Annotated in this window: 24 protein-coding genes and 1 pseudogene; 9 read left to right on the top strand and 16 right to left on the bottom strand. The window is 66.7% G+C overall.

Going from position 1 to position 24,470, the window contains the following annotated elements; translation table 11 throughout:
- Positions 1 to 27 precede the first annotated feature (27 nt).
- Positions 28 to 801: an IclR family transcriptional regulator gene (locus tag ACETK3_RS17920; RefSeq protein ID WP_236800831.1), complete on the bottom strand. Its 774-nt coding sequence runs from the start codon at positions 799 to 801 to the stop codon at positions 28 to 30.
- A gap of 230 nt (positions 802 to 1,031) precedes the next feature.
- Between ACETK3_RS17920 and ACETK3_RS17915 the strand changes: the two genes are divergently transcribed.
- The 3 genes from ACETK3_RS17915 (at position 1,032) to ACETK3_RS17905 (ending at position 3,881) form a co-directional block, all read left to right on the top strand.
- Positions 1,032 to 1,871 carry an ABC transporter ATP-binding protein gene (locus ACETK3_RS17915; RefSeq protein WP_373993291.1) on the top strand — a complete coding sequence of 280 codons (840 nt, stop codon included), beginning with the start codon at positions 1,032 to 1,034 and terminating at the stop codon, positions 1,869 to 1,871.
- Positions 1,868 to 2,734: an ABC transporter permease gene (locus ACETK3_RS17910; protein ID WP_373993290.1), complete on the top strand. Its 867-nt coding sequence runs from the start codon at positions 1,868 to 1,870 to the stop codon at positions 2,732 to 2,734. The genes ACETK3_RS17915 and ACETK3_RS17910 overlap by 4 nt, the downstream gene beginning before the upstream one ends.
- Positions 2,735 to 2,798: 64 nt before the next feature.
- Entirely contained in the window at positions 2,799 to 3,881 is a 1,083-nt protein-coding gene (locus tag ACETK3_RS17905) for an ABC transporter substrate-binding protein (RefSeq protein ID WP_373993289.1), read from the top strand.
- A gap of 102 nt (positions 3,882 to 3,983) precedes the next feature.
- Here ACETK3_RS17905 and ACETK3_RS17900 read toward each other — a convergent pair whose 3' ends face one another.
- On the bottom strand, positions 3,984 to 4,847 hold the full coding sequence (locus ACETK3_RS17900) for an SDR family oxidoreductase (protein WP_373993288.1): 864 nt from the start codon (positions 4,845 to 4,847) through the stop codon (positions 3,984 to 3,986).
- Positions 4,848 to 4,986: 139 nt separating this feature from the next.
- Here ACETK3_RS17900 and ACETK3_RS17895 point away from each other — a divergent pair, with 139 nt between their 5' ends.
- Together ACETK3_RS17895 and ACETK3_RS17890 are read left to right on the top strand one after the other, a co-directional pair.
- A complete protein-coding gene (locus ACETK3_RS17895) occupies positions 4,987 to 5,361 on the top strand; it encodes a winged helix-turn-helix transcriptional regulator (protein WP_373993287.1) in 375 nt (124 codons plus the stop codon).
- Positions 5,362 to 5,527: 166 nt separating this feature from the next.
- Positions 5,528 to 5,791, top strand: a complete 264-nt coding sequence (locus ACETK3_RS17890) for a hypothetical protein (RefSeq protein ID WP_373993286.1) — start codon at positions 5,528 to 5,530, stop codon at positions 5,789 to 5,791.
- Between the two features lie 6 nt (positions 5,792 to 5,797).
- Here the strand turns inward: ACETK3_RS17890 and ACETK3_RS17885 are convergent, their stop codons facing one another.
- Both ACETK3_RS17885 and ACETK3_RS17880 read right to left on the bottom strand, forming a co-directional pair.
- On the bottom strand, positions 5,798 to 6,547 hold the full coding sequence (locus tag ACETK3_RS17885) for a 3-hydroxybutyrate dehydrogenase (RefSeq protein WP_373993285.1): 750 nt from the start codon (positions 6,545 to 6,547) through the stop codon (positions 5,798 to 5,800).
- 124 nt (positions 6,548 to 6,671) lie between these two features.
- Positions 6,672 to 8,051 carry an MFS transporter gene (locus tag ACETK3_RS17880; protein ID WP_373993284.1) on the bottom strand — a complete coding sequence of 460 codons (1,380 nt, stop codon included), beginning with the start codon at positions 8,049 to 8,051 and terminating at the stop codon, positions 6,672 to 6,674.
- A gap of 127 nt (positions 8,052 to 8,178) precedes the next feature.
- Here ACETK3_RS17880 and ACETK3_RS17875 point away from each other — a divergent pair, with 127 nt between their 5' ends.
- Positions 8,179 to 9,096, top strand: coding sequence for a LysR family transcriptional regulator (locus ACETK3_RS17875; protein WP_373993283.1), 918 nt, complete (start codon positions 8,179 to 8,181; stop codon positions 9,094 to 9,096).
- Positions 9,097 to 9,124: 28 nt separating this feature from the next.
- Here ACETK3_RS17875 and ACETK3_RS17870 read toward each other — a convergent pair whose 3' ends face one another.
- The 11 genes from ACETK3_RS17870 to ACETK3_RS17820 all read right to left on the bottom strand — a co-directional run bounded on the left by ACETK3_RS17870 (position 9,125) and on the right by ACETK3_RS17820 (position 21,291).
- Entirely contained in the window at positions 9,125 to 10,054 is a 930-nt protein-coding gene (locus ACETK3_RS17870; RefSeq protein ID WP_373993282.1) for a spermidine synthase, read from the bottom strand.
- 75 nt (positions 10,055 to 10,129) lie between these two features.
- The gene (gene rfaE2 / locus ACETK3_RS17865; protein WP_373993281.1) at positions 10,130 to 11,665 is read right to left on the bottom strand and encodes a D-glycero-beta-D-manno-heptose 1-phosphate adenylyltransferase; all 1,536 of its coding nucleotides are present in this window, start codon (positions 11,663 to 11,665) and stop codon (positions 10,130 to 10,132) included.
- Positions 11,662 to 13,113: an aldehyde dehydrogenase gene (locus ACETK3_RS17860; protein ID WP_373993280.1), complete on the bottom strand. Its 1,452-nt coding sequence runs from the start codon at positions 13,111 to 13,113 to the stop codon at positions 11,662 to 11,664. The genes rfaE2 (ACETK3_RS17865) and ACETK3_RS17860 overlap by 4 nt, the downstream gene beginning before the upstream one ends.
- 103 nt (positions 13,114 to 13,216) lie before the next feature.
- On the bottom strand, positions 13,217 to 13,933 hold the full coding sequence (locus ACETK3_RS17855) for an SDR family oxidoreductase (protein WP_142131363.1): 717 nt from the start codon (positions 13,931 to 13,933) through the stop codon (positions 13,217 to 13,219).
- A gap of 46 nt (positions 13,934 to 13,979) precedes the next feature.
- A complete protein-coding gene (gene rfaE2 / locus ACETK3_RS17850; RefSeq protein WP_373993279.1) occupies positions 13,980 to 15,377 on the bottom strand; it encodes a D-glycero-beta-D-manno-heptose 1-phosphate adenylyltransferase in 1,398 nt (465 codons plus the stop codon).
- Positions 15,374 to 16,024 (bottom strand): SIS domain-containing protein, encoded by a 651-nt coding sequence (locus ACETK3_RS17845; RefSeq protein ID WP_373993303.1) that lies wholly within the window; start codon positions 16,022 to 16,024, stop codon positions 15,374 to 15,376. Before ACETK3_RS17845 ends, rfaE2 (ACETK3_RS17850) begins: the two co-directional genes overlap by 4 nt.
- 71 nt (positions 16,025 to 16,095) lie before the next feature.
- The gene (locus ACETK3_RS17840; RefSeq protein ID WP_373993278.1) at positions 16,096 to 17,370 is read right to left on the bottom strand and encodes a glycosyltransferase; all 1,275 of its coding nucleotides are present in this window, start codon (positions 17,368 to 17,370) and stop codon (positions 16,096 to 16,098) included.
- Positions 17,367 to 18,401, bottom strand: a complete 1,035-nt coding sequence (locus ACETK3_RS17835) for a glycosyltransferase (protein WP_373993277.1) — start codon at positions 18,399 to 18,401, stop codon at positions 17,367 to 17,369. Before ACETK3_RS17835 ends, ACETK3_RS17840 begins: the two co-directional genes overlap by 4 nt.
- Complete coding sequence (locus ACETK3_RS17830; protein WP_373993276.1) at positions 18,398 to 19,486, bottom strand: glycosyltransferase family 9 protein; 1,089 nt, start codon at positions 19,484 to 19,486, stop codon at positions 18,398 to 18,400. The genes ACETK3_RS17835 and ACETK3_RS17830 overlap by 4 nt, the downstream gene beginning before the upstream one ends.
- Complete coding sequence (locus ACETK3_RS17825) at positions 19,486 to 20,022, bottom strand: HAD-IIIA family hydrolase (protein ID WP_236800812.1); 537 nt, start codon at positions 20,020 to 20,022, stop codon at positions 19,486 to 19,488. The genes ACETK3_RS17830 and ACETK3_RS17825 overlap by 1 nt, the downstream gene beginning before the upstream one ends.
- A gap of 312 nt (positions 20,023 to 20,334) precedes the next feature.
- Positions 20,335 to 21,291, bottom strand: a complete 957-nt coding sequence (locus ACETK3_RS17820; RefSeq protein ID WP_373993275.1) for a sigma-70 family RNA polymerase sigma factor — start codon at positions 21,289 to 21,291, stop codon at positions 20,335 to 20,337.
- A 147-nt stretch (positions 21,292 to 21,438) separates the two neighbouring features.
- On the opposite strand from ACETK3_RS17820, the gene ACETK3_RS17815 reads away from it, so the two are divergent.
- Positions 21,439 to 22,479: an NAD-dependent epimerase/dehydratase family protein gene (locus ACETK3_RS17815; protein ID WP_373993274.1), complete on the top strand. Its 1,041-nt coding sequence runs from the start codon at positions 21,439 to 21,441 to the stop codon at positions 22,477 to 22,479.
- A gap of 51 nt (positions 22,480 to 22,530) precedes the next feature.
- Here the strand turns inward: ACETK3_RS17815 and ACETK3_RS17810 are convergent, their stop codons facing one another.
- Positions 22,531 to 23,178 carry a hypothetical protein gene (locus tag ACETK3_RS17810; protein WP_373993273.1) on the bottom strand — a complete coding sequence of 216 codons (648 nt, stop codon included), beginning with the start codon at positions 23,176 to 23,178 and terminating at the stop codon, positions 22,531 to 22,533.
- A gap of 185 nt (positions 23,179 to 23,363) precedes the next feature.
- Here ACETK3_RS17810 and ACETK3_RS17805 point away from each other — a divergent pair, with 185 nt between their 5' ends.
- Both ACETK3_RS17805 and ACETK3_RS17800 read left to right on the top strand, forming a co-directional pair.
- A complete protein-coding gene (locus ACETK3_RS17805; protein WP_373993272.1) occupies positions 23,364 to 24,368 on the top strand; it encodes a hypothetical protein in 1,005 nt (334 codons plus the stop codon).
- Positions 24,368 to 24,470: pseudogene (locus tag ACETK3_RS17800) on the top strand (phage holin family protein); the annotation flags it as partial. The gene ACETK3_RS17805 and the pseudogene ACETK3_RS17800, both read left to right, overlap by 1 nt.

Here is a 24,470-nt window from a genome sequence, read left to right as displayed (position 1 = left end):
GTGGATAGAGACGGGACCAAAACAGCATCATTGCGGAATGGTGCCCCCGATGACCCTGGTGGATTCCTCGGCCGCAGCGAGGACCTGTTCCAGCCAAGACGCGCAGACGTCATAGGGCATCCTCAGGGCGGGCCCCATCACCGTAAGCGCCCCGAAAAGTTCACCCTGGGGTCCGAAGATAGGCGCCGAAATACCACTGGCGCCGGATACCCGCTCGCCGGTGGTGATGGCGAAACCGTCTGCGCGGGCTTTGGCGACTGCCTCCTCCAGGCTCGCGGCATCGGTAATCGTCTGGTTGGTCAGGGATTTCAGGCCCGACCGGTACACCCGCTCCGCAACCTCCGGATTCCAGGCCAGGAGGACACGCCCTGCCGCCCCCACGTGCAGCGGCATGATTTCACCCACGCTCACAACGCGCCGGAGCATGCGCCGGGTTTCGGCCAAAGCGATGCAGACACGCTTCCCTTGGGATTCTCGAAAAATGCACGCCGTCTCACCCAAGTCATCACGCAGCCGGCGCAGCACCGGCGTTAGCAGCTCCAGGAAATCCAGCCCCTGGGTTGCCGGTGCCGCCCAGTGGGCCATCCGCACCCCCACCCGGTACCGGTCCCCGTGCCGGTCCAGGATTCCTTCCTGCACCATGTTCGCAACCAGCCGCTGGACCGTGGAGTGCGGGACGCCGGTGCTGGAGCGGATCTCGGCCAGTGACAACTCGGGCCGGGCAAGGGAGAAAGCATCAAGGATGGCGGTGATTTTCCGCAGGACCAACAAGGGTGTGGCCGACGTTTCGCTGGAGCTCATGGGGAAAGTGTATGAGTCACGGAGGCGTTGAGTGTGACCGAAGTAACTGTTAGCATCAGGTCCACATCATGATGGAGAACCCACGATGTGGCAGGTGCACTACCTGTTTTGAGCAATAACACCGGAGCCCGCAAGCAGGTCTCCGTTCGCGGACCGATGCACCACTTCGTTCTGCAAGCGTGAACCAGCAGGGGGAACAAGCGGCCGGAGCAGGCCGGGAAGAGGCAAAGATGCCAGCTGCACAGCCAGGCACGTCCGGATATGCGGTGGAGCTCACCGGGTGCACCAAACAATTTCCAACATCCGGAGGCGAGACCTACTTCGCCGTTCGGGACATCGACCTGAAGGTCGAACCCGGCCGCTTCGTCTCGATCGTTGGCCCTACGGGATCCGGCAAGTCCACCATTCTCAACATGGCAGCGGGCCTGCTGACTCCCAGCTTCGGGGAGGTTAAGAGCTTCGGAGAACCCGTGACCGGAGTGAACCGCCGCGCGTCGTACATGTTCCAGCAGGATGCCCTGCTGCCGTGGAAGACCGTCATCGACAATGTGAGCCTGGGCCTGACCATGGCAGGCGTCTCCAAATCGGAGGCGCACGCAGAATCGCGGCGCTGGCTCGAAAAGGTGGGCCTAAAGAATTTTGCGGACCGCTACCCGCACCAACTCAGCGGCGGCATGCGCAAGCGCACCGCCATCGCCCAGGCGTGGATCGTGAACCCGGACATCCTCTTGATGGACGAGCCCTTCTCTGCCTTGGACGTCCAGACCCGCCAGATCATGGAGAACGAACTTTTGCAGCTTTGGCAGGAATCCGGCAAGGCAGTGGTTTTCATTACCCACGACCTCGACGAAGCGATCGCACTGTCCGATGAAGTGGTCATTTTGGGGGCGGGACCTGGAAGCACGGTGGTGGGAAGCTACGAAATCGACATTCCACGCCCCCGCGATCTGCTGGACATCCGTGACGATCCCCGCTTCGTGGCGCTGCACCGGGAAATCTGGGGTCGACTGAAAGTCGAAGTCTCAAAGACCTACGAAAGCGCCATGGCAGAGGAGGGTGAGGCAGCATGACCATCCTCGGTTCCAGGAGGCCGGGCTCCCGCGGGAACGGCTCTCCCGGCGGTGCCCAGGACCCCAGCCCCGCCAGCCGGTCCTCCCGCCGCGGAGAAATGTCCCCCCTGGCAATGCGGAGCATTCAACTCCTTCTCACGGTTGTCGTCCTGGCAGCGTGGGAGGCTTTGGGGCGCGCCGGGGTGATCGACGAATTCTTCTTCCCCCTTCCCTCGGACATCTTCCAGACCGTGTGGCTCTGGGTGTCCTCGGGGTTCGTGTTCCCCCATCTTTGGGTGACCATGCAGGAAGCCATCCTCGCCTTTTTAGTGGGGGCCGCCGTCGGACTCCTCCTGGGCTTCATCCTTGCCCGGGTCCGTTTCCTGGAACGACTGCTGGACCCCTTCCTCCAGATGTTCAACGCGCTCCCGCGCGTAGTCCTAGCTCCAATCTTCCTGCTCTGGTTCGGCCTGGGCATCTGGTCGAAGGTCGCTTTCGGCTTCACCCTTGTGTTCTTCATCGTTTTCTTCAACACGTTGGAAGGCGTCAAGAGCGTAGACCGGGTCCTGGTGGACAACGCCAAAATGCTGGGCGCCAGCGAAAAGCAGCTCCTGCGCCACGTCTTCATTCCCAGTGCCCTCACCTGGATCTTCTCCAGCCTGCATATCAGCGTGGGCTTCGCCATCACCGGCGCAGTGGTGGGCGAGTACCTGGGTGCCTCGGGTGGCATGGGCTACGCCATTGCCCAGGCCCAGGGCGTATTCGATACAAAGGGCGTCTTCGCCGGGATGTTCATCCTCATGATTGTGGTGCTGATCATCGACCTCCTCGTCAACCGCCTGGAGCGGCACCTCCTCAGATGGCGCCCGGTCCGGTCCTCCTGACCAGCCCCCCAAAGCCAAGAGCCGCGCCAGCGCAAACTTTCAAAACCGCCTGAAAGGGATACCCATGACAGACAAAGCAACCCGGCGCCGTGGCCGGGTCCTCCTCCGACCACTGACCTTGATCGCTGCCGTTGCCGTGGCGCTCTCCGCCTGTGGCGCCCCCGCCGCAGCCCCTCCCGGCCAGAGCGGATCAGCCGCAGCGGGCGGCGGAGGCGGAGGCGGCAAGGTGGTTATCGGCGTGGGCGGCCAGACCCTCCTGACCTACCTTCCGACAACGCTGGCCCAGCAGCTCGGGTACTACAAGGATGAGGGCGTGGACGTCGAACTCCAGGACCTTCAGGGCGGCTCGAAGGCCCTGACCGCCATGGTTGGCGGCAGCACCAACGTGACAAGCGGCTACTACGAGCACACCATCCAGATGCAGGCCAAGAACCAGCAAATCAAGGCCTTCGTGGACATGGGTCAGTCTTCCGGCCTAGCGCTGCTGGTGGCGCCGAAGAACGAAGGCCAGATCAAAACCATTGCAGACCTAAAGGGCAAGAACGTCGGAGTCACGGCCCCGGGCTCCTCCACGGACATGTTCGTGAAGTTCCTGCTGGCCAAGAACAACATGCAGCAGTCCGACGCAGCGGTGTCCGCCATCGGCGCAGGATCTTCCGCTGTTGCGGCTGTTGAGCAGGGCCAGGTTGACGCTGCCGTGATGCTGGAACCGGACGTCTCGGTCCTCACGAAGCGCATTGGCCACAATCCTGTAGTGCTGGAGGACGTCCGCACCTCCGAGGGGCTGAAGGAGGTGTTCTCCACTGATTCCTGGCCTTCCGCCTGCCTGTATGCCAAGACCGACTGGCTGAACCAGAACAAGGAAACGGCCACCAAGCTGGCAAAGGCCATCAAGCGCACCCTTGAGTACATCGATGGTCACTCTGGCGCCGAGATCGCTGCCAAGATGCCGGAAAGCTTTGCCGGCGGAGACAAGGAGCTCTACGCCAAGGTCATTGATGACCTCAAGAAGACGCTCAGCAAGGACGGCACATTCACTGAGGACGGAGTCCAGGCGGTCCTGAAGACCCAGCAGGTAGCCAATCCGGATGTTGGGAGCAAGGAGATCAAGCTTGCCGAGACGTACACCAATGATCTTGTGAAGTAATTACTGCAGAAGCAATTGCACGGCGGCCCTTAATGAGGGCCGTTCCACAACGCAAGGTGCCCGGTCCCCCAACGGGGCCGGGCACCTTTTCGTTCGGCTGTCTTAGGCGGAAGCAGCGGCGGAGCGGACCGCCTGGCCGAGGGACGTCGTCGGGCGCCCAATCAGCCTGCGCAGGTCGCCGCTGCTGACCAGCAGATCGCCGCGCGAAATGCCCAGATCGGAGTCCGCCAGGATCTCGGCAAAGGCCTCGGGCACGCCCACTCCGGCGAGCAGGCCGGCGTAATCCTGCGCGGGCAGGTCGTTGTAGGTGATGGTTTTGCCGGTGGCCGCGCTGATCTCGGACGCGAGTTCCGCCATGGTGAAGGCATCGTCACCGCCCAGTTCGTAGATCTTGCCGGCCTGGTCCTCGGCCACCAGCACCGCGGCTGCGGCATGGGCGTAATCAGCCCGGGCGGCCCCGCTTACCCTGCCTTCACCAGCGCTGCCGGCAATTGCACCCTGGGCCAAGGTGCCGGGCAGCTGTTCGGTGTAGTTCTCCAGGTACCAGCCGTTGCGCAGCAATGCGAAGGGAACCCCGGACTCGCGCAGCAGCGCTTCCGTGGCCTTGTGCTCGTCGGCCAGCAACATGGCTGTGGTGTCCGCGTTTGCGATGCTTGTGTAGGCCAGCAGCTCCACGCCTTCGGCTTTGGCGGCGTCAATGACGGTGCGGTGCTGCTCAACACGCTGCCCCACTTCGCTGCCGGAGATCAGCAGCACCCGGGTGGCGCCGCTGAGGGCAGCTGCCACTGACTCGGTGTCTGCATAGTCCATAGGCTGGACACGCACGCCACGCTCTGCGAAGTCCGCTAGCTTCTCAATTGACCGCCCGGCGGCGACAATCTCCCCGGCAGGTACTCCCCGCTCCTGGAGGGCTGCAATGACGTGACGGCCCAGCTGGCCGGTGGCGCCGGTAACGACGATGCTCACGATGGTTCCTTTCGGGTTTTTTGCTCTGTCAGAGGGAACAACCAACGGCCACGCAAGGAACTTCCCGGAAGGGAGTACGCACTTTGAAGTAAGGTACTAACCCACAAGTAAGGTATGTGCCCTTGAGTAAGCTGTAGGCATGAAAGCAGTTCCCCTGCCCCTCGCGTTTACCGACGGCGTATTCCCCGCAGGATGCCCCAGCCGCACCGTGCTGGACCACATCACCAGCAAATGGGGAGTCCTGATCCTGCTGGCGCTGTCAGAGGGCGACCAGCGGTGGAGTGATCTACGACGGCGGGCCGAGGGCATTAGCGAGAAAATGCTGGCACAGACACTCAAGACCCTGGAGCGCGACGGCCTGGTCAGCAGGAACGCGCAGCCGGTCATTCCGCCACGGGTGGATTACAGCCTGACGGAGCGGGGTTATGAGTTGAGCGCACTCCTGGTACCGCTGGTGGCCTGGGCGTTCGAGAATGCCGAGGATATCGTGAACGGGGCCGGGCAGGGCAAGTAGTGCCCTTCCCAAACTTGAGTACCTGTTACTGGTGTTACCCATGTGAATCTTGCCTAGCGTGGACTTACGGTGGCGGCCGGAATGGGAGGACCATCCTCTGCTGGGAGCGTTCCGCCAACCAGCACCGTTAGCAGGCGGCAGGCCGCCATCTGGAGGAGTTGGTCACGTGGCCAAGGACTATGCACCAGATTTTTCCAACTTGGGCCAGCCCGTCAGCCTCGGCACTGCCCTTGCGGGCGCCTGGGACCGGACGCTGGCAGCCTTCGGCCCCCGATGCCCCTACCGGGTGGGGGACACGGTGGTAGGCGACGACCCCTTCAGCGGCAGGCGCGAAGGGGTCGTCGTATGGCAGGACCGCCGGTCAGTGGGAGTCAAGACCCCGTACGGCGTCTTCTTTTTCGACCACCGGCTGGTCAAACCTTTGGAGTAGCGGGCTTTAGCGCGCGGACCAGCCGCCGTCCATGGTGTAGCTGGCGCCGGTGACCATACCGGCGTCGTTCGATGCCAGCCACGCCACCAGGGACGCGACCTCTTCCGGTTCCACCAGTCGCTTGATGGCGGCTTCGGTGAGCATCACCTTGGACAGCACCTCGGATTCGGGGATGCCGTGCACCTGGGCCTGGTCCGCCAACTGCTTCTCCACCAGCGGCGTGCGCACATAACCGGGGTTGATGCAGTTGGAGGTGACACCGTGCGGGCCGCCCTCCAGCGCCGTCACCTTGCTCAGCCCCTCCAGGCCGTGCTTGGCGGAGACATATGCACTCTTGAACGGGGAGGCCCTGAGACCGTGCACTGAGGAGACGTTGATGATGCGGCCGAACTTGTTGGCATACATGTGCGGCAACGCGGCCCGGATCAGCAGGAACGGCGCCTCCAGCATCAGGGTGATGATCCGGCGGAAGTCCGCGGGGTCGAACTCCTGGATGGGGTTGATGCGCTGGATTCCTGCGTTGTTGACCAGGATGTCGCAGTCCAGGCTCAGGGTGGCCAGCGCATCCACGTCCAGCAGGTCTACACCCCATGCGCTGCCGCCCACCTCGTCGGCGAGGGCCTCCGCAGCGGCGGTGTCGACGTCGGCCACCACCACCTTCGCGCCCCGCGCCGCGAACGCGCGCACGCATGCGGCGCCGATTCCGCTGGCACCGCCGGTGACCAGTGCCTTGCGTCCATTCAACGTGTTGTCCATTTCAGTTCTCCTCTACCCCCACATGGTTTGTGCGGCGGCCTCATGGTTTGTGCACCCACACGATCCAACTGCTTCACCTATCCGGGGCGGCTGGTTCAACCCCGCAGCCCCGGCAACTGACGGTTTAGCGGCGTGCTGCAGTCAGCAGCCCTTCGCGGGCAGCATCTTCCCTGTCAACGTCCTCCAGCGCAATGCCCTTGGTTTCCTTCAGGCTCAGGACAGCCACCACCGTGATAACGCAGGCAACCACCAGGTAGATGGCGGTGGGGACCCATGATCCCGTGTCCTTCAGCCACTGGGTTGCCAGCAGCGGAGCGAGCGAGCCGGCGAAGATGGAAGTCACCTGCGAGCCGAGTGATGCACCTGAGTAGCGCATGCGGGTGGGGAACATTTCGGCCATGATGGCCGGCTGCCCGGCGTACATGAGGCCATGCAGGCACAGTCCGATGGTCACGGCAAGGACGATGACCACGGCGTTCCGGGTGTCGAACATCGGGAAGGCAAAGAACGGCCAGGTGGCGCCCAGGACGGCGCCGGCCAGGTAGACGGGTTTGCGGCCGATCCGGTCCGCCAAGCGCCCGTACTGCGGAATGATCGCGAAGTGGATGACATGCGCGATCAGCAGTGCCAGCAGCAGCGATGAGGTGTCGTACTTGTGCACGCTCTTGAGGTAGACGATCGCGAAGCTGACCACCAGGTAGTACATGATGTTCTCCGCGAACCGCAGGCCCATGGCCTGGAAGATGCCCTTGGGGTACTTGCGGAGGACCTCGAACACGCCATAGCTGACGGCCTGCTCCTTTTCGACCAGTTCCTTGGCCTCAAGGAAGATGGGCGACTCGCTGACGTTGGTGCGGATGTAGTAGCCCACGAAGACGATTACGGCGGAGAGCCAGAAGGCCACGCGCCAGCCCCAGCCGAGGAATGCCTCGCTGCTGAGGGTGGTGGACATGATGTACAGCACCAGGGTGGCCAGCAGGTTGCCCACGGGGACGGCGGCCTGCGGCCAGCTTGACCAGAAGGCGCGGGTCTTGTTGGGGCTGTGCTCAGCCACGAGGAGCACCGCGCCGCCCCATTCGCCGCCGAGTGCGAAGCCCTGGATGAAGCGCAGGACCACCAGCAGCGCCGGGGCCAGATATCCGATGTCGGCGAAGCCGGGGAGGCAGCCCATCAGGAACGTGGACACGCCGATGATGATGATGGTGAGCTGCAGCGTGGGCTTGCGGCCCAGCTTGTCGCCGATCTGGCCGAACACGATGCCGCCCAGTGGGCGTGCGATGAAGCCCACCGCATAGGTCAGGAAGGCCTGGATGATCCCGTCCAGGTCGTTGCCTGTGACGGGGAAGAAGTACTTGCCGAACACCAGGGTGGCCGCAGTGGCGTAGAGGAAGAACTCGTACCACTCCACCACCGTGCCCACCATCGAGGCGGCGACAATCTTCTTAAGTCCTGATCCTTTGGCTGCATGCCCGGCATCGTTTGCCGGGCGTTGCTCTACGCTCATGGTTTCTCCTAGTGTCCACATTGACACGCGCTGTGATCTCCAGCACAAGTGACTCAGATGAGTATTGCTGCACAAAGGTGCAGCTTCAATGGCCAAAGCAGCACGAAGCCTGTGCATAATTGCAGATATGAACGCGAACCCCGACGACCTGTTGGTCCTCCTTGCGGTCTCTCGCTCGGCGAAATTTACGACGGCGGCCCAGGCCCTGGGCTTGAACCACACCACGGTCTCGCGCAGGATCGCCGGGCTGGAAAAGGCGCTCGGCGGCAGGGTCCTGTCCCGTGCCGCCGGGGGCTGGGAATTGACGGAACTTGGCGGGCAGGCGGTGCGGGCGGCGGAACAGGTGGAGGCGGTGCTGGGAACGCTGGGACCCACGGGCCAGGCACCCGACGCGATTGCCGGCGTCGTACGCATGACCGCAACGGATGGCTTCAGCGCCTATATTGCCGCGCCGGCCGTGGCGCGGCTGCGCCGGGACCACCCGGGCCTCAGCGTGGAAGTGGTGACCATGACCCGCCGGGCCCTGCAGCAGCGGTCCGGTCTGGACATCGAGGTGGTGGTCGGCGTACCCCAGGTGCACCGGGCGGAGGCCATCAGGCTGGGCGACTACCGGCTCGGAATGTATGCCTCCCGCGCCTACCTCGAGGAGCACGGGACGCCGGCCACCGTGGCCGAACTCAACCAGCATCCGCTGGTCTACTTTGTGGACTCCATGCTGCAGGTGGACGACCTCGACGCGCCACGGCGGCTGGTCCCCGCCATGCGCGACGGCCTCACCTCCACCAACGTCTTTGTCCACGTGGAAGCCACCCGGGCCGGTGCGGGCGTGGGGTTCCTGCCGTGCTTCATGGCCGACCTCCACGATGACCTGGTCCGGCTGCTGCCCGACAAGATTGGCGAGCTGCTCCCGTACTGGATGGTCCTGCGCCCGGACTCACTGCGCCGTCCCGCGGTGGCCGCCGTCGTCAAGGCGCTCCAGGAGCGGATGGCCGAGCACCGCGAAGCGCTCCTGGGGAAGGACAAAACCTCATCCACTGCTGAGTAACTGTCGTTTTCAGCGTCCAAAACGACAGTTACCCAGCAATCGATGGGGGTGGGTCGGGGTCGTGGCGGACCGGCGCGCCGGCGGCGAAAGCTCGGACCTGCGCGTCGTCCCAGAGGTGTGCCGGGACGGCACCGCCCAGGAGCCGGCGGCGCAGCTGGGGGTCGTCGCCAAAGGGCACGTCGCTGCCTGCCATCACCATGTTCCCGTAGCGCCTGCCCTTGAGCATGGCGGGGTCGGCGATGATCACGGTGTGCTTGAAGGCTGCCGCGATGGTGGCGGCATCCTCCCTTGCGTTCTTGAGGTCGGGGGCATCGCCGGAGTTGGCCACGTACAGGCCGTCCGGTGCCAGGACCCGCTTGGCGTGGGCGGTGAACTCGGCCGTGGTCAGCGGGCGCGGGGTATGGGCGCCGGCGAACACGTCCCGGATGATGAAGTCACGGGTCTGGGCGGTGAGGGTTTCTGTCACGGCGCGGGCCTCCCCCACGCGGATCCGCAGCAAGGGCGCCTTGGGAAGGTCGAACCAGCCGCGCACGTATTCGGCCAGCTTCCCATCCAGTTCCACCACCACCTGCCGGGCATCGGGGTAGGCGGCGGAGAAGTAGCGCGCCATGGAGCAGGCCCCGCCGCCCAAGTGCAGCCCCCGGAGTTTGTGAGCGCCTCCAGCAGATGGACCGGCGGAGGAGGACGGCGGCCACCGGGACTCGATGAGCGCCGCCATCCACCGCATGTACTCGAAGTCCAGGAACAGCGGATCTGCCAGGTCGATGTGTGAGCTCATGACACCGTTGATCTTCAGGAGCCAGCCGGTGGAGTTGTCCTGGTCCGCCACGAGCTCGCAGTCACCGGTGTCAATGTAGTAGACACCCTCCACCGGTCCAGTCGGGGCGGCACCCTTGGGCACCTCCACCACACCCGGCGCGGGCCGGCCCCGGGCGCCTGACTTTCCGCGTTTGCCCATTACCCGTGCCCCGCTCCAGTCATGCCTCAACCCTAGTTGACCGGGCCGGCCGCCCAGTCCCTGCTTGACCGGACCCTAGTTGACCGGGCTGGCCGCCCCCTTGCCGTCCCGGATCCGGTTTACCACGGCCGTGGTGGACCGCTCGGCCACGTAGTCCAGGATGGCAACGCGTCCCCCGTATTCCTCCACCGCCGGGGTTTCCTCCAGCATTTCCGGTGTGTAGTCCCCGCCCTTCGCGTACACCTCGGGCCGGAGCCTGCGGATCAGCGGTGTGGCCGTGGGGGTGTCGAACACGGTGACGTAATCGACGCAGCTAAGGGCCGCCACCACCGCTGCCCGGTCCACCATGTTGTTGATGGGCCGGCCGGCACCCTTGAGCCGGCGCACGGAGTCGTCGCTGTTCAGTGCCACCACCAGGACGTCACCCAGCTGTTTGGCCTGGTTCAGGTAGCGGGTGTGGCCGCTGTGGAGCACGTCAAAGCAGCCGTTGGTCAGCACGATCCGCTGGCCCTGGGCCCGGTGCAGCTCCATCTGCCGCTCCAGTTCCTCTTCGGTCAAAGCAGTGTCCGCGAAGGCCTCCAGGTACCGGCTGAGCTGGGCGGTGCTGCATACGGATGTACCGGGCTGGTGGACCACCACGTCGGCGGCCGACTGGGCCAGGTCCAGGCTGGCGGTCAGCGGCAGCCCGGCCGCGCGGGCCAACGTCAGGGCCGCCACGAAGGTATCGCCCGCCCCGGATGCCTGTTTCTCCGCTGCCGGCCGTGCCCACGTTCGGTGCCGCACGCCGTCGGACGTCAACAGCACGGTGCCGTCCCGGTCCAGGGTGACCACCACGGCGCGCGCCCCAGTGCCCTGCAGCAATGCCGCCGCCTCCGCGCCCACCGCGTCAACCCGTTCCTGGCCTTCCGGCAGTTTCCGGTCCAGCAGCTGCGCGGTCTCCTGCGCATTCGGGGTCACCAGATCAGGCTGCAGGGCTGCCCACGGGCGGGGGTCGTGAGCGTCCACCACCACCAGGGGACGGTCAGTCCCGGCAGTGCCGCTGCCCAGGGCATCGGCCAGTGCGGTGCGGACGGGGTCCGCCACCACGCCGGTTCCGTAGTCACATACCAGGACAGCATCCTGGCGTTCGACGGCGGCACCCACCGACGCGGTGAGCGCAGCGAGGGCTTCAGCGGGGACAGTCCGGGCTGAGTCGTCGAGGCGCAGCATCACCTGCCCCCCGCTGCTGATCCGGATCTTGGTGGTGGTGACCATGTCCGGGTGCGTGAGCAGGTGCTGGACATCGATGCCCGCGGCGGCAAGCTGCCCCCGCAGGTCCTCGCCGGCGTCGTCGGCGCCGACGATCCCCGCAACGGAGACTTTCGCACCCAAGGCGGCCAGGTTCATGGCGGTGTTTGCCGCCCCGCCCGGGACCGATTCGCGGGTCTGGATGTCCACCACCGGCGCGGGAGCTTCCCGGCAGAGCCGTTCAATACTGCCGCTCCACCAGCCGTCCAGCATGACGTCACCGATCACCAGGATCGACGGCTGCTCCGCGGCCAGGCGCCCCGGCAGCCAGTCGGACAATGCCCGCTGGGTGGAGAGATCCACAGGTTCCGGGGACGCGCTCATGGCAGGTCCTGTTCCTCGGGGACGGAACCGGCTCCGGAGCCTGCCGGCGCCGGCGGAGCTTCGATATGCACCACCTTGACCTGGGTGAACTCGTCCAGCAGTTCGGGCCCGTAGCCGAACCCCGCACCGCTCTCACCGCGGGGCTGGGCCGCGCCTCCGGGGGCGCCGCCAAAGACCGCATTGATCTTTACGGTGCCCACCGGCAGCGCGGCCACTGCCTGCTGGATGTGCGCGATGTTGCTGCTCAGGACGGTGGCGGCCAGGCCGTACTTGCCGCTGCACGCCAGCCGCAGGCCGTCGTCGAACGTGTCCACTACTTGCACCGAGGCAACCGGACCGAACGTTTCCTCCGTCATCACCTGCATCCCGTCCGTGCAGTCGAGCAGGACGGTAGCGGGGTAGAACGAGCCCGGCCCGTCCGGCACCGCACCGCCTTCAACCGCCCGGGCGCCCTGCGCCAGGGCATCGGCAACGTGGGCGTGGACGGCATCCCGCATCCGCAGGTCCACCAGTGGCGCCACGGTGCCGTTGCTGTTCCGGAGCGCCGCCTCTGCCTCCAGGGCACTGCAGAATTCCTTGGCGATGTCGCGGTGGACGTAGATCCGTTCCACAGAGGTGCAGATCTGCCCGCTGTTGGCGAACGCGCCGATCGCGGCCTGCCCGGCGGCCCATGCGGGGTCCACGTCGCGGTCCACCAGCAGGGGGTCGTTGCCGCCGTTTTCCCTGATGACGTGGGCACCCGTGAGGGCGCCCGCCCGGGCAATCCGGGACCCCGACGCGCTGGATCCCACGTGGGCAATCACGTCCACTTCCGCCTGGGACAGGGCCGCACCCACTCCGGCCCCGCCGGAGATAGTCAGGAAGACGCCCGCGGGGAAGGCTGGGGCCAGGACCTCGCCCAGCGCCTCCCCCAGGCGGGGGCAGCGCTCACTGGGTTTGTGGATCACCGTGTTGCCCGTGACCAGCGCTGCGCCGATCAGTCCGCAGGCTACGGCTACGGGGTCGTTCCATGGTGTCAGCAGCACCGCCACTCCGCGCGGTTCGGCAACGGTGTAGTCGGTGGCTGAACGGCTGCCGCGGAGGCTGTGGCCCCGCTGGACCGGGCCCAGTTCCGCATACTGCTCCAGGGTGGAGACACCGGCGGCAATGCCTGCCAGCGCCTCAGCCTCCGGCCGTCCGGTTTCGCTCGCGTTCAGGCCGGCGAGCTCCTCCGCAGCTGCCTCGAGCGCCTTGGCTGCGGCCCGGAGGGCGGCGCCGCGTTCGGCGGGGGCGGTTCCTGCCCAGCCGGGCGCAGCCCTCCGGGCCACGCTCACGGCATCGTTGACTGCGTCCGGTCCCGCTTCAGGCACCGTCCAAAGCACCTCTCCGGTTCGCGGGTCCTGGATGGTGACGCCGGCGCCCCGGGTTGTTTCATTGCCTGCGGTTGTTTCGATGGCTGTGGTGGGCATGGTGTTCCTCCCGCCTTTCGGTGCTGGGTGTGTCGCTGCTGGTGGTCCTGCTGCGGCCACACGAGGTGGTGTGGCCGGAGCAGGTGGTGTAGCCGGTTCCGGTTTAGGGCCAGGAACCTTCTTCCTCGTGGCAGATCAGCATTTCGCGGACTTCGCAGCCCGTGGGCTGGTTGAGGGCGAACAGAATGGCCTGGGCCGTGTTGGCGGGGTCGTTGAGCCGGGAGTCATCCTGCGGCTTGTACTGCTCCGTCCGGTCATCGAAGAAGCGCGTCTTCATGCCGCCGGGGATCATGGTGGTCACGCCGATTTCGCCGCCGGTTTCCGCGGCCAGCGCGTGGCTGAAGCCCACAACGCCGAACTTGGACGCGCAGTAGGCGGTGGCATCGGCCACGGCGCGCTTGCCCAGGGTGGAGGCCACGGTGACTACCCGGCCGTGGGTTTCCTTGAGGTAGGGCAGGGCCGCGCGCACGGTGGAAACGGTGCCCATCAGGTTGACCCCGATGACCTTCTCCCACTCGGTGGCTTCGACGTCGGCCAGCTTACCGCAGCGGTCGATCCCGGCCGCGGTAACCACCGCGTCCAGGCCGCCCAGGGTTTCCGCGGCTTCGCGGACGGCGTGCTCCACGGCGGCGCGGTCGGCCACGTCCACTTCGAACGCCTTCACGCCGGAGACGCTGCTGATGTCGCGGTCCAGGACCACCGGAGTGCCGCCTGAGCGAAGGACGGCTTCGACGACGGCGGCGCCCAGTCCGGAGGCACCTCCCGTCACCAGGACGCGGCCGGGCGTGGTGGAGGCAGTTGCAGTAGGTTCTGCAGTCATGGTGTTCCTTTCAGTGGGGAAAACAAGTTTGAAGGGGTAAGCAGGATCAGCTGACCTTGGCGAGTGCGTCCGCCAGGCCTGTGGTGGAGCGGGCGGGGTGGAAGGGGACGGTGAGGCAGCGTCCGCCCCAGCTTTCCACCAGGTCCGATTCGGGGAGGCTGGCGCCCTTGTAGTCGCCGCCCTTGACCCAGATATCGGGGCGGAGCCGGTCCAGGACGGCCTCGGGGGTGTCCTCGTCGAAGACCATCACCGCGTCCACGCATTCCATGGCCAGGAGCAGTTCGGCCCTGTCGTGCTGGCCGATGATGGGCCGCTCGGGGCCTTTGAGTCGCCGCACGGAATCATCGGAGTTCAGGCATACGATCAGGCAGTCGCCCAGTTCCCGGGCTGCCGTGAGGGACCGGATGTGGCCTGCGTGGATCAGGTCGAAGCAGCCGCCGGTGGCCACCACCTTTCCACCGCTTTCGCGCACCGAGCGGGCCAGCAGCAGCGGCTCCGTGGTCCGCCGGGCCGGCGCGGGGCGCGGACCCGCGGCGTCATTGGTTTCACTTGTCTCCGGCAGTGCCGCCACCCCTCCGGCAGCCAGGAAATCCGCGGCGTCATGGACAGCCAGGGCCGCTGCTTCCGGCAGGTCGCGGCCGGCCAGGAGGTGCACCGCAAGGCTGGCGGCCAGGCGGTCGCCGGCGCCGCAGGGATCGCCCGCTTCCACCCGCGGCGCGGGAACGGCGCGGGAAGCGGCCTCCCCCTGCTGCAGCAGGACGGCCCCCTCCTCGCCCTTCGTCACCAGGACGGCCTGGCTGCGCCAACGCTCCAGCAGGACCTCCGCGACGGCGGCCGCAGGGTCCTCCCGGTCGGTAAGGTTGCCGGCTCCGGACTGCACTGCCTTGGTGGCTTCGGAAATGTTCGGCGTCACGACGGCGACGCCCGGCACGGGTTCGGGCCCGGAGGGGTGCGGATCCCAGATGATGGGCACCTCGCCGGCAAGCCGTGCGAGCACGTCCCGCAGCTGTTGGTTGGCCGCCAGTCCCCTGCCGTAGTCGGCAACGATGACCACGCCGGCTTTCTCCACTGCACGGAGCATGGCGGGGCTGACGTCGGGGACCGGTGTCTTTTCGCAGCCCTGGTCGAAACGGACCACCGCATGGGACCCCGCCCGCACGCGGGTCTTGACCGGCGAGGGGTAGCCGCTCGCCCCCGCCACGAGCCGCACCCCGGCGAGGTGCGCACGGAGCTGGTTGCCGGCGTCGTCATCCCCCAGGACTGTCACCAAGGTGACAGGCCAGCCGTCCTGCGCGAGCATGCGCGCCACCAGGCCCGCGCCTCCGGCTCGGCGGCGGACGCCCGAAACGTCCACCACGGGAACGGGCGCGTCAGGGCTGAGCCGGGTTGCTTCACCGGAAAGGTCGACGTCGAGCATCACGTCGCCCACCACAACGATCCTCATCGCGGGCCTCCTTTTGCCGGCCCGGCGCCCAGGGACGGAGTGTGCCGGGCAACCTCAAGGTCGAAGGCACGGCAGACGGCGTGGAGCGCGATCAGGTGCCCTTCCTGGGCGTTGGCGTTCAGGGCGTCGACCATGACGGCCTCATCGCAGGCATCGGACAGCGGGTTGGGTCCGGAGCCGGTGAGTGCCCAGGTGGTCACGTTCAGGCGGGACGCAGCTTCCGCCGCGCGGAGCAGGTTGGGGCTCTTGCCGCTGGTGGACAGCAGCATCAGCACGTCGCCGGAGCGGCCGTGCGCCCTCACCTGCCGGGAGAAGACGTCGTCGTACCCGTAATCGTTGGCGATTGCGGTGACGGCGGAGGACTCCGCGTGCAGGGAAATGGCGGAGAAAGGCACCCGCTCGGTGTCGAACCGGCCCACCAGTTCGGCGGTCAGGTGCTGGGCTTCCGCCGCTGAGCCGCCGTTTCCCGCCGCCAGGAGCCGCTGCCCGCGGAGCAGGCGCTGGGCCAACTCCACACCCCAGGCGGCAAGCCGCCCGGACTGGCTGCGCAGCGATTCCAGCGCCGGGACCACGTTGTCCAGGTGGGCGCGGACCGCGTCCGCACTGGCCGGGTCAACGAACGTGGCGCCCGGGAGCACGGCAGGCAGTGGCGGTGAGGCGACCAGGGTGCGCAGGTCCGCTTCGCGCAGGTTCGATTCGCGCAGGGTCGATTCGGCAGTCACAGTGCGGCTCCTTCCATCGGTACGACGCCGGCCGGAGCGCCAGCCTGGGCGCTTTTTTGGAGGCCGGCCACGGCCAACTGGTAGGCCTTTTCGGTTTCGGCGGCCACACGGTCCCACGAGTAGCGGGTGCGGGCGCGCCGCTCGCCTGCCTGGCCGAGCCTGGCCCTGAGGTCGGGGTTTTCCAGAAGCAGCGACAGGGCCGACGCAATGGCTTCAGGGTCCTTGGGCGGCACATGCAGGCCCGTGGCATGGTCCACCACCGTGTCCCGGAGACCGCCCACCGCGGCTGCCACCACGGGCACACCGCAGGCCATGGCCTCCAGCGGGACGATGCCGAAGGGCTCGTACCAGGGTGCGCACACCACGGCGTCGGCGCTGCGGAAGATGCTGGGCATTTCAGCCCGGGACACCTGGCCCTGCAGCGTTACCTGCTCGGATACGCCCAACTGGGCCGCAAGGTCCATGAGGCGGCGGATTTCCGGGTCGGCGTGCATCCCGTTCGAGTCGCCGCCGCCCACGATCAGGAGTTCGACGTCCTCGAATCCGGCCGCCTTGAGGTACGGGAGCGAACGGATGACCAGGTCCACGCCCTTGCGGGGCACCAGCCGCCCTACGGACAGGATCCGGTAGCGGCGCTTGCGCGCGGCGGCCGGACCCTCCGGTGAGAAGAAGCCAAGATCCACGCCGCAGGGCGCGATGGAGATCTTGCCGGTGGCGATGCCCATGGCCTTGAGCTCGGAAACCTCGTCCGAACAGGTGGCGATGATGCGGTCCGCAGAGCGGCCCACCCCTGGTTCCAGCCAGCGGCGCGCCTCGGGGCTGGTGTCCTCGGCACCCTGGTGCCTGCGCTTGACGGTTCCCAGCGCGTGGAAGGTCTGCAGCATTGGCACCCGGTAATTGGTGTCCGGCCGGCGTGCCGCGTCGAGGGCGGCAAGGCCGGACATCCAGAAGTGCCCGTGCACCACGTCCGGCGGCCGCTGGCCCCAGTCGGCCGCCACACCGTCAGCGAGTTCACCCATGTACGGCAGCAGCTCGTCCTTGGGCACGTGCCGGGCAGGGCCGGCGTCGACGTGGACCACCTCGAGGCGCCGTCCCACCCGCACCCTCCCGGGGAGCTCCGTTGCGTCCCTGCGCGTATAGACGGTGACGTGGTGGCCACGCTTGGCAAGGGCTTCCGACAGCGCGGCAACGTGCACGTTCTGCCCGCCGGCGTCCACCCCGCCAAGTGCCGCCAGCGGACTGGCGTGCTCGGAAATCATGGCGATCTTCATGGGGTCTTCCTCTCCCGCGCCGGAACGAGGATCCGCTCGTCCGGACGTCCGTTGTCGGAGTGCCGGGGCCGGGTCCGCAGGTCCGCCAGGAGCTCATCCCAGCGGTCCTGGAACTTGCCCAGGCCGTAACGCTCCAGCGCCGCCTCACGGGCGGCAAGTCCCCGCCGTCGGGCTTCATCCGGATTGGCAACCAGCCGCGCTGCGCAGCGGAGCAGTTCGTCGACGTCCGCGGAAACAATGCCGGCTTCCTGCGGCACCGCCCGGGGGGCCTCCGTGGCCGCCAGCACCACCACCGGCATGCCCAGATGCATGGCTTCCAGGAGGGACAGGCCCAGCGAGGTCCAGCGCATCGGATGGACGTAGACCCGGCAGCGGGCCAGTTCCCGGTGCAGCTCAACGGTTTTCAGGTCGCCCCGGGCTGTCAGCAGTGAAGGTTCGATTCCGGTGGCTTCGGCCAGGCCGTCCGTCTTCATGCCGAACACCTGCAGCGGTGCCACAGAGGCAAAGGCGGGCAACAGGTCCGTACCAGTAACGCGGCCGCGGCGGACGGGTTCGTTGATCACGACGCCCAGTTCGGGCAGCTCGCCGGTGTAGAGCTGCCCCGGGTCGGGGATGCCGTGCTCGATCACGGTGGTGGGAGCGGAGCCGTTGTCCCAGGCCAACCGGTTGAAATGGGTCACGTGGACAACGGGGATGCTGTTTTGGCCAGCGAGCGGATGGCTGATGTTCGGGAAGTTGCCCTTGGGGGTGTTGTGTTCGACGAACACGGCCGGAAGGTCGACGCCGGGCATGCGCCCCAGCGTGCGGACCACTTCGTCGATCTCTTCGGGCCGTTGAAGGACGACGGCGTCCACGGCGTCGGCGTCGAGCGTCGCCAGATCCACCTCCCGCGCGGAGTCCGGCCAGTCCCTCCCGGCGCGGCCCAGTCCCCAGGTCCCACCTTCGGGCAGGACGGGGAGCAGGTACTCATGACGGCCGCGGACAAACGCGTCCGTCCAGGAACCGTGAACATGCCAGAGCAGGATTCTCATCTGTTGCGGGCCTTTCTACGGGTACTCACATGGGTGCTGAAGGAGCTCACCCCGCTGATCAGGCGCTCCACCGCGGCCACCACTTCTTCCGGCGAGACCGAGTCGAGGCAGGGGTGGCCGGGGACGGGGCAAACCCGGGCGCGGGACATGCGGCAGGGGGCGTTCTGGTCCCCGAGGAGTTCCAGGGGCACGCCGTAGGGCGCCCAGCGGATGGCCGGGACCACGGGGGAAAACAGGCATGCCACGGGGGTTCCCACCGCAGCTGCCAGGTGGGCAGGCCCGGTGTTGCCGCTGACCACGGCATCGGCGCCGGCCATCACGCCAGCCATAGTGGAAAGATCGGTGCGTCCGCCCAGGTCCAGGGCCGAGGGGCCGGCCACCGTGGCGGTCAATGACTTTTCCGCCGGGCCGCCGGTCACCACCACGCGGTACCCAGCGCCCTGGAGGAGTTCGACGGCGGCTGCATGGTGCAGCGGGGGCCACGCCCTTGCGGGGACGGCCGCTCCGGGGTGGACCACAACGTAGGGCTCGTCGCCTACCAGGTCGGTTACGTCGGGGACGGAGTCGACGTGCAGCTTCCCGTCGTCCCCGGCTGGCAGCCGGAAACCGGCGGCCTCGGCAATGCCCAGCGCCCGTTCCGCCTCGGGTTGGTCTTCCGGAAAGTCCTCACCGGGCTTGAGGCGTACGTCCAGCAGTGAACCTGCGTAGTCAGTTGAGGCCCCCGTGATGCGCTCCACTCCGGCCAGCCGAAGCAACAGCGCCAGCGGCAACGGTGACTGGTGGAAGGACGTAAGGATGACGGCTTCGGTGATCCGGGAATTGCGGACATATTCGATCAGCCGGTCGGCATGCGGGCCGGTCATCCTGGGCGCCGGGTTCATGATCCAGGGGCTGTCCCAGCTGTAGACCTCTGCGGCCCCAGGGAGCATCGCGGCCGCAGCTTCACCCTGCCGGCCGCACAGCATGACCACGTGGTTGGTGCTGCCGCCGTACTGTGCCCGCCCGTTTGCCACTGCCCGGACAGCGGGACCGGCCAGCAGGACGTCGCCCATGCTGTCCAGCCGGGCCACCAGGACGCGCCCCATCAGGCGGTCCCCTGCAGCAGTCCGACGGCGGAGGCAAGATCAGGGGCGACCAGCCGCGCAGCGGCTACCTCTTCGACGCGTGTCACGGGGGTGGGCACCAGTACTCCGGTGGCCCCTGCCGCTTCCGCGGCACCCACGTCGGCACCGATGTCCCCGATCAGGGCGGCTTCGGATTCCGTGATCCCAAGTTTGCGGCAGGCGCTGTGCACCATCCCGGGAGCAGGTTTGCGGCAGTCGCAGCCATCCTGTTCGGCATGCGGACAGACCTCCCACACGTCGAACGGTCCCAGCAGTTCTTCCACGCGTGCATTGACCTTTGCCACGTCCTCGGCCGTAATCAGCCCGCGGGCAATGCCCGACTGGTTGCTGATCACACCGGTGGCAATGCCGTCCGCCCGCAGGCTGTCCAGCACGGCCTTGGCACCGGCCATGGGCCGTACTTTGCCGGGGTCCCCGTTGTAGGGCACATCGACCACCAGGGTCCCGTCCCGGTCGAACAGGACAGCCCGGAGCTTGGAGGTTTCAGAGCTTCCCATAAACAACCTGTTCCCTCCTGCTCCTGCTCCTAAACAGCACCGCAGGCTTTTTCGGCTGCAGAGGCTTGTTCTGATACCCGTTTGAACAGGCAAGATAGGGGTCGGGGCCGCTGCAGTTGCTCCTTTCAGGGCTCTTTCCAGCCTTTCCGCACAGGCCCGAACCGGCGCCTTCGAAACGGCGTACCGCCGTCGTAACAAGCTGCTCTGTCCCCAGAAAGTGCACTGTCCTCAGAAACCCACTGTCGCCGGAAATTCCGCCGTGGCCACACTCCCGAGGGCGTGCTAGGGGGACTGCTGCTACCTGATCCCCTGCTACCGGGTCCGCGTGCCGCCGAGGCGGCGGCCGCCAGTGCGGGCAATGCCCTGGTGCCCTGCGTTCCGGGCCTGGCGGAACGGCGCAACCGGACTGCCCATACCGCCGGCTTGCTCGGCGTGGGTTGAGGTTCCATTGCCGGCCATGTCCTCAGCCCGGGAGAACTGGGCGCTTGTCTCCAAGCGCCGCTGCAATTCCACCAGCACCTTTGCCAGGCGTCGGGATACCTGCATCTGGGACATCCCCAACCGCTTCCCCAGCTGCACCTGCGTTTCCTCGCAGAAGTAGCGCCGGTACAAAAGCTCGCGGTCCGAGTCGTCCAGGTCCTGCATGGCGTCCCGCAGGCATGCCAGTTCCTCAAGCCGCTCGAGTGGCGTGTCCGGGCATGCCAGCACTTCTCCGATGGAGGGTGCGTCGGAGTTCGGGTTCACCGCGTCCAGGGAATCCGGATGCATGCTGCTCGACGCCGAAATCGCTTCCTGCACTTCCGCGGGATCAGTCCCCAGCTCGCCGGCCAGTTCCGCAACGCTGGGGTTCCGGCCCAACGACTGGGTCAGCTCGGGCTCCGCCCGGAACAGCCGGGTCCTCAGGTCCTGGATATGGCGCGGCGGGCGAACAACCCACGTCCGGTCCCGGAGGTACCTCTTGAGTTCCCCCGTGATGGTGGGAGCGGCATAGGCGGGGAAACTTTCGCCCTTGGCCTGGTCAAAGCCGCGGGCCGCTTTCACCAGGCCCAGGTAGGCCACCTGGTTCAGGTCTGCGCGTTCCCTCCCGCGGGCTTCAAACCGCGCAGCGAGGGCTTCGGCGAGGTCCAGGTAGCGCAGGACCAGGTCGTTTTCGAATGTCTCCCGCAGCCGCCCTGAAGTGGCGGGAGGACTTTGTTGTTGTGCCGGTTCCGGCTGTTGGCGATGGACAGGCGCAGCATCCATGGCAAGTGCGGCAAAGGATTCGGGCATGAGTGTTGGTTTCCCTCGGTCTGGTTCCGAAAGCCTGCGGCAAGACTTAGAAGCAGCAAATCATAAGGTTGCTTATAAAACAATCCTTCTCCGCTGTAGGCTCGGAATATAAGCGGCGACCGGACCAACCCGCCAAGGAGTTTTGCCATGCGCATCGCCATCACCGGAGCAAGCGGAAACGCCGGAACAGCACTGCTGCGCAACCTGCAGGGCCAACTCGCCCGGAAGCCCGGCAGCCTGCAGCTTGTGGGCATCAGCCGCAGGCTCCCCGACACCTCACTGGCGCCCTACGCCGGCGTGGAGTGGCACACCCTGGACGTGGGTCTGGAGCAGGACGGGCAGAAGCTGGAAAAGGCCCTCGCGGGCGTTGACGCAGTGGTCCACCTGGCGTGGCAAATCCAGCCGAACCACAACCTGGACCTCCTGCACCGGACCAATGTCACCGGCACGAAGAACGCGCTGGAAGCTGCCGGCAGGGCAGGCGTGAAGCAGGTTGTCTGCGCGTCCTCCGTGGGCGCCTACAGCAAGTCAAGCAAGGAGCCGCGCAGGGACGAGTCCTGGCCGGCAACCGGAATGGCAGGCTCCCACTACAGCCGGCACAAAGCCGAGCAGGAAAAACTGCTGGATGAATTCGCCGCCGCACATCCGGACGTTTCGGTGGCCCGGCTCCGGCCGGGCCTCATTTTCCAGGGCCGGGCGGGAAGTGAGATCGGCAGGTACTTCCTTGGGCACATTTTTCCGCGGCTCGTCCCGTGGAAACCTTGGCTCCCGCTGCTGCCGGCCCCGGACAACCTGGTTTTCCAGGCAGTTCATGCGGACGACGTCGCAGAGGCTTACTGGCGGGCCGTGGACCAGCGGGCCAGTGGCGCCTTCAACATCGCCGCAGAGCCCGTCCTGAATCCCCAGGAACTGGCCCGCATCCTCGGGGCGAAGAGAATATTGCCCATCCCCATGCGGCTGCTCCACGCGGTGGTGGACCTGACGTGGCGGGCAAGGATCCAGCCCACCGATTCAGGCTGGGTGGAGATGGCCGCCGGCGCACCCATCATGGACACCAGCCGGGCCCGGCGCATCCTGGGGTGGGAACCGCAGGTGTCCTCCATCGACGCCGTCAAGGAACTCCTCCAGGGCATGGGAACGGGGGAAGGGGCAGCCCCTTCCCCCGTCCTGAAGCCGCGCAAGCCTTAGCTACGCCGCAGCGACTATCCCGCGGTTGATTCCACCACCGGGACAGCCGGACTAGATGCGCGGATTTTCCTCTCCCCGTACATCCCGCCCGGCGGAAGTGTTCCCGGGGCCAGGCTGACGCCTCAGCCCGGATTCATCCTCAGGAATTTCCGCATTGGCACCTGCAGCTGTCGCTTCCCGGTGTGCGCCGCGGCCAGGCTCGACGTCGGACTGTCCGATGTTCGATTGTCCAGCGTTCGTCTGGCCGGCATCTGGATTTCCAGTGTTCGGATGCGCGGTGCCGTCAGGTGTATTGTCCACGTACCGCCTGTCGCTGCCGGCAGGAGTATCGTGGCGCCGGCTGCGGTCCACTCCGGCGTCGGGGTCGATCTCGTCCGCCTTGCGGGTATGGCTGGCAACATCTCCGCGCAGGGACTGCGCCTCGTGACTGCGCTGTTCAGCTTCTTTTTGGAGGCGCGCCGCGTCAACCTTGGCCTGTTCGGCGTCCGCCCGGGCCCGGATGGCCTTGGCTTCCCGTTCGCGGGCATCAATCTCCATATTCTCGGCTTCGCGCCGGATCTCGGCAGCCTTTTCCCGGTGCTCCTGGTCCCGCTTCTCCTGCATTGCTTTCCGGCGCCTTCCTCCGGCCAGAAGCAGCACCACGATGAGCACCACCACAACAACGGCAACTATCACCCATACCCATGGAGCTGTGTCCATTTTTCCCACCACTTTCCACTTCGCTGTGACCGGGCAGGCATGGCCATTCCGGCTGACATTTTTGGAACGGTTATAACTCGCTTAGCAAGGGTACTTACCTTTTATTAGTAATCATGCTTATCATTTTACGGCCAGTATTGCTGGTTCTTGATTCAACAACCGGCCTTCTTGGAAAGAGAGCGAAGATGACAGAGAACCAATGGTCCGAGGATCCCGCTTACACGGCCCCTCCGGCCAGCACAGGAATTCCTGGCGAGCGGGAGCCCGCCACCTTCCCGTCCACCGCCACTCCCCTCACCGGCGAGAGCCAGACCGGCTACGCCCAGGCCAGTGACGCCCAGGCCGGGGACGCCGCTGGTTCATCCCGAAAGGATGCAGCCAAGGAAGAAGCAGCCGACGTAGCCCGGACCGCCAAAGGATCGGCGCAGAACGTGGCGGAGACGGCCAAGAGCGAGGCCGCGAACGTGGCGCAGGAGGCGAAGTCCAATGCGCAGGATTTGCTGCACCAGGCCAAGTCGGGGCTGACCAGCCAGGCCGGCACACAGCAGCAGAAAGCGGCCGAAGGCATCCGCAACATTTCCAGCCAGCTCCACAGCATGGCCAGCGCCCCGGACCAGCAGGGCATGGCCAGCGACTTGGTCCGGCAGGCAGCTGAACGCACCTCCTCAATAGCGTCCTGGCTGGAGAACCGCGAGCCCGGTGACCTCCTGAACGAGGTCCAGCGCTTCGCCCGCAACCGCCCCGGCACCTTCCTGCTCCTCGCAGCAGGCGCCGGCGTCCTGGCCGGACGCCTCACCCGCGGCCTCACCGCAGGCGCGCCGGAGGCCTCCCCCTCGTCTGCCGGCACCAGTGCCGCAGGCCTGTCCGGACAGTACTCCGGCAGCACGTACGGGGACCAGTACAGCCAGTCCTACCCCGTTGCCGGTGGAACCGTCCCTCCCCCGCCCGTGCAACTCCCCGCCCCGGCCACCACCACGGCAGGCTACGACGGCGGCGCACCGGGCAGCGGCTACTCCGAGTCCGCCGGTCCGGCCAGTGGGCTCGACAGCCCGCAACTGGTGGAGGAACCCTGGTCCGGCAACCAGCTGTCCGACGACCCGCTGCGGGACCGAGCGCTTGCTGACGATCCCATGGCGAACGATCCCCTCACCCAGGACCGCACCCGGGGTGGCCAGACGGGTGGTCTGTGATGAGTAGCCAGATTCCTGAGCCGCCGCCCAGCGCGGCGCATGTGAAAGCGGACAACGCGTCCCTGGGCGATCTGCTCGGTGATGTGACCCGGGACCTGTCCA

Origin of the sequence: Arthrobacter sp. E44, from assembly GCF_041877125.1 — a bacterium.
Taxonomy (GTDB): domain Bacteria; phylum Actinomycetota; class Actinomycetes; order Actinomycetales; family Micrococcaceae; genus Arthrobacter.
This window is presented reverse-complemented; position numbering and strand designations above follow the sequence as displayed.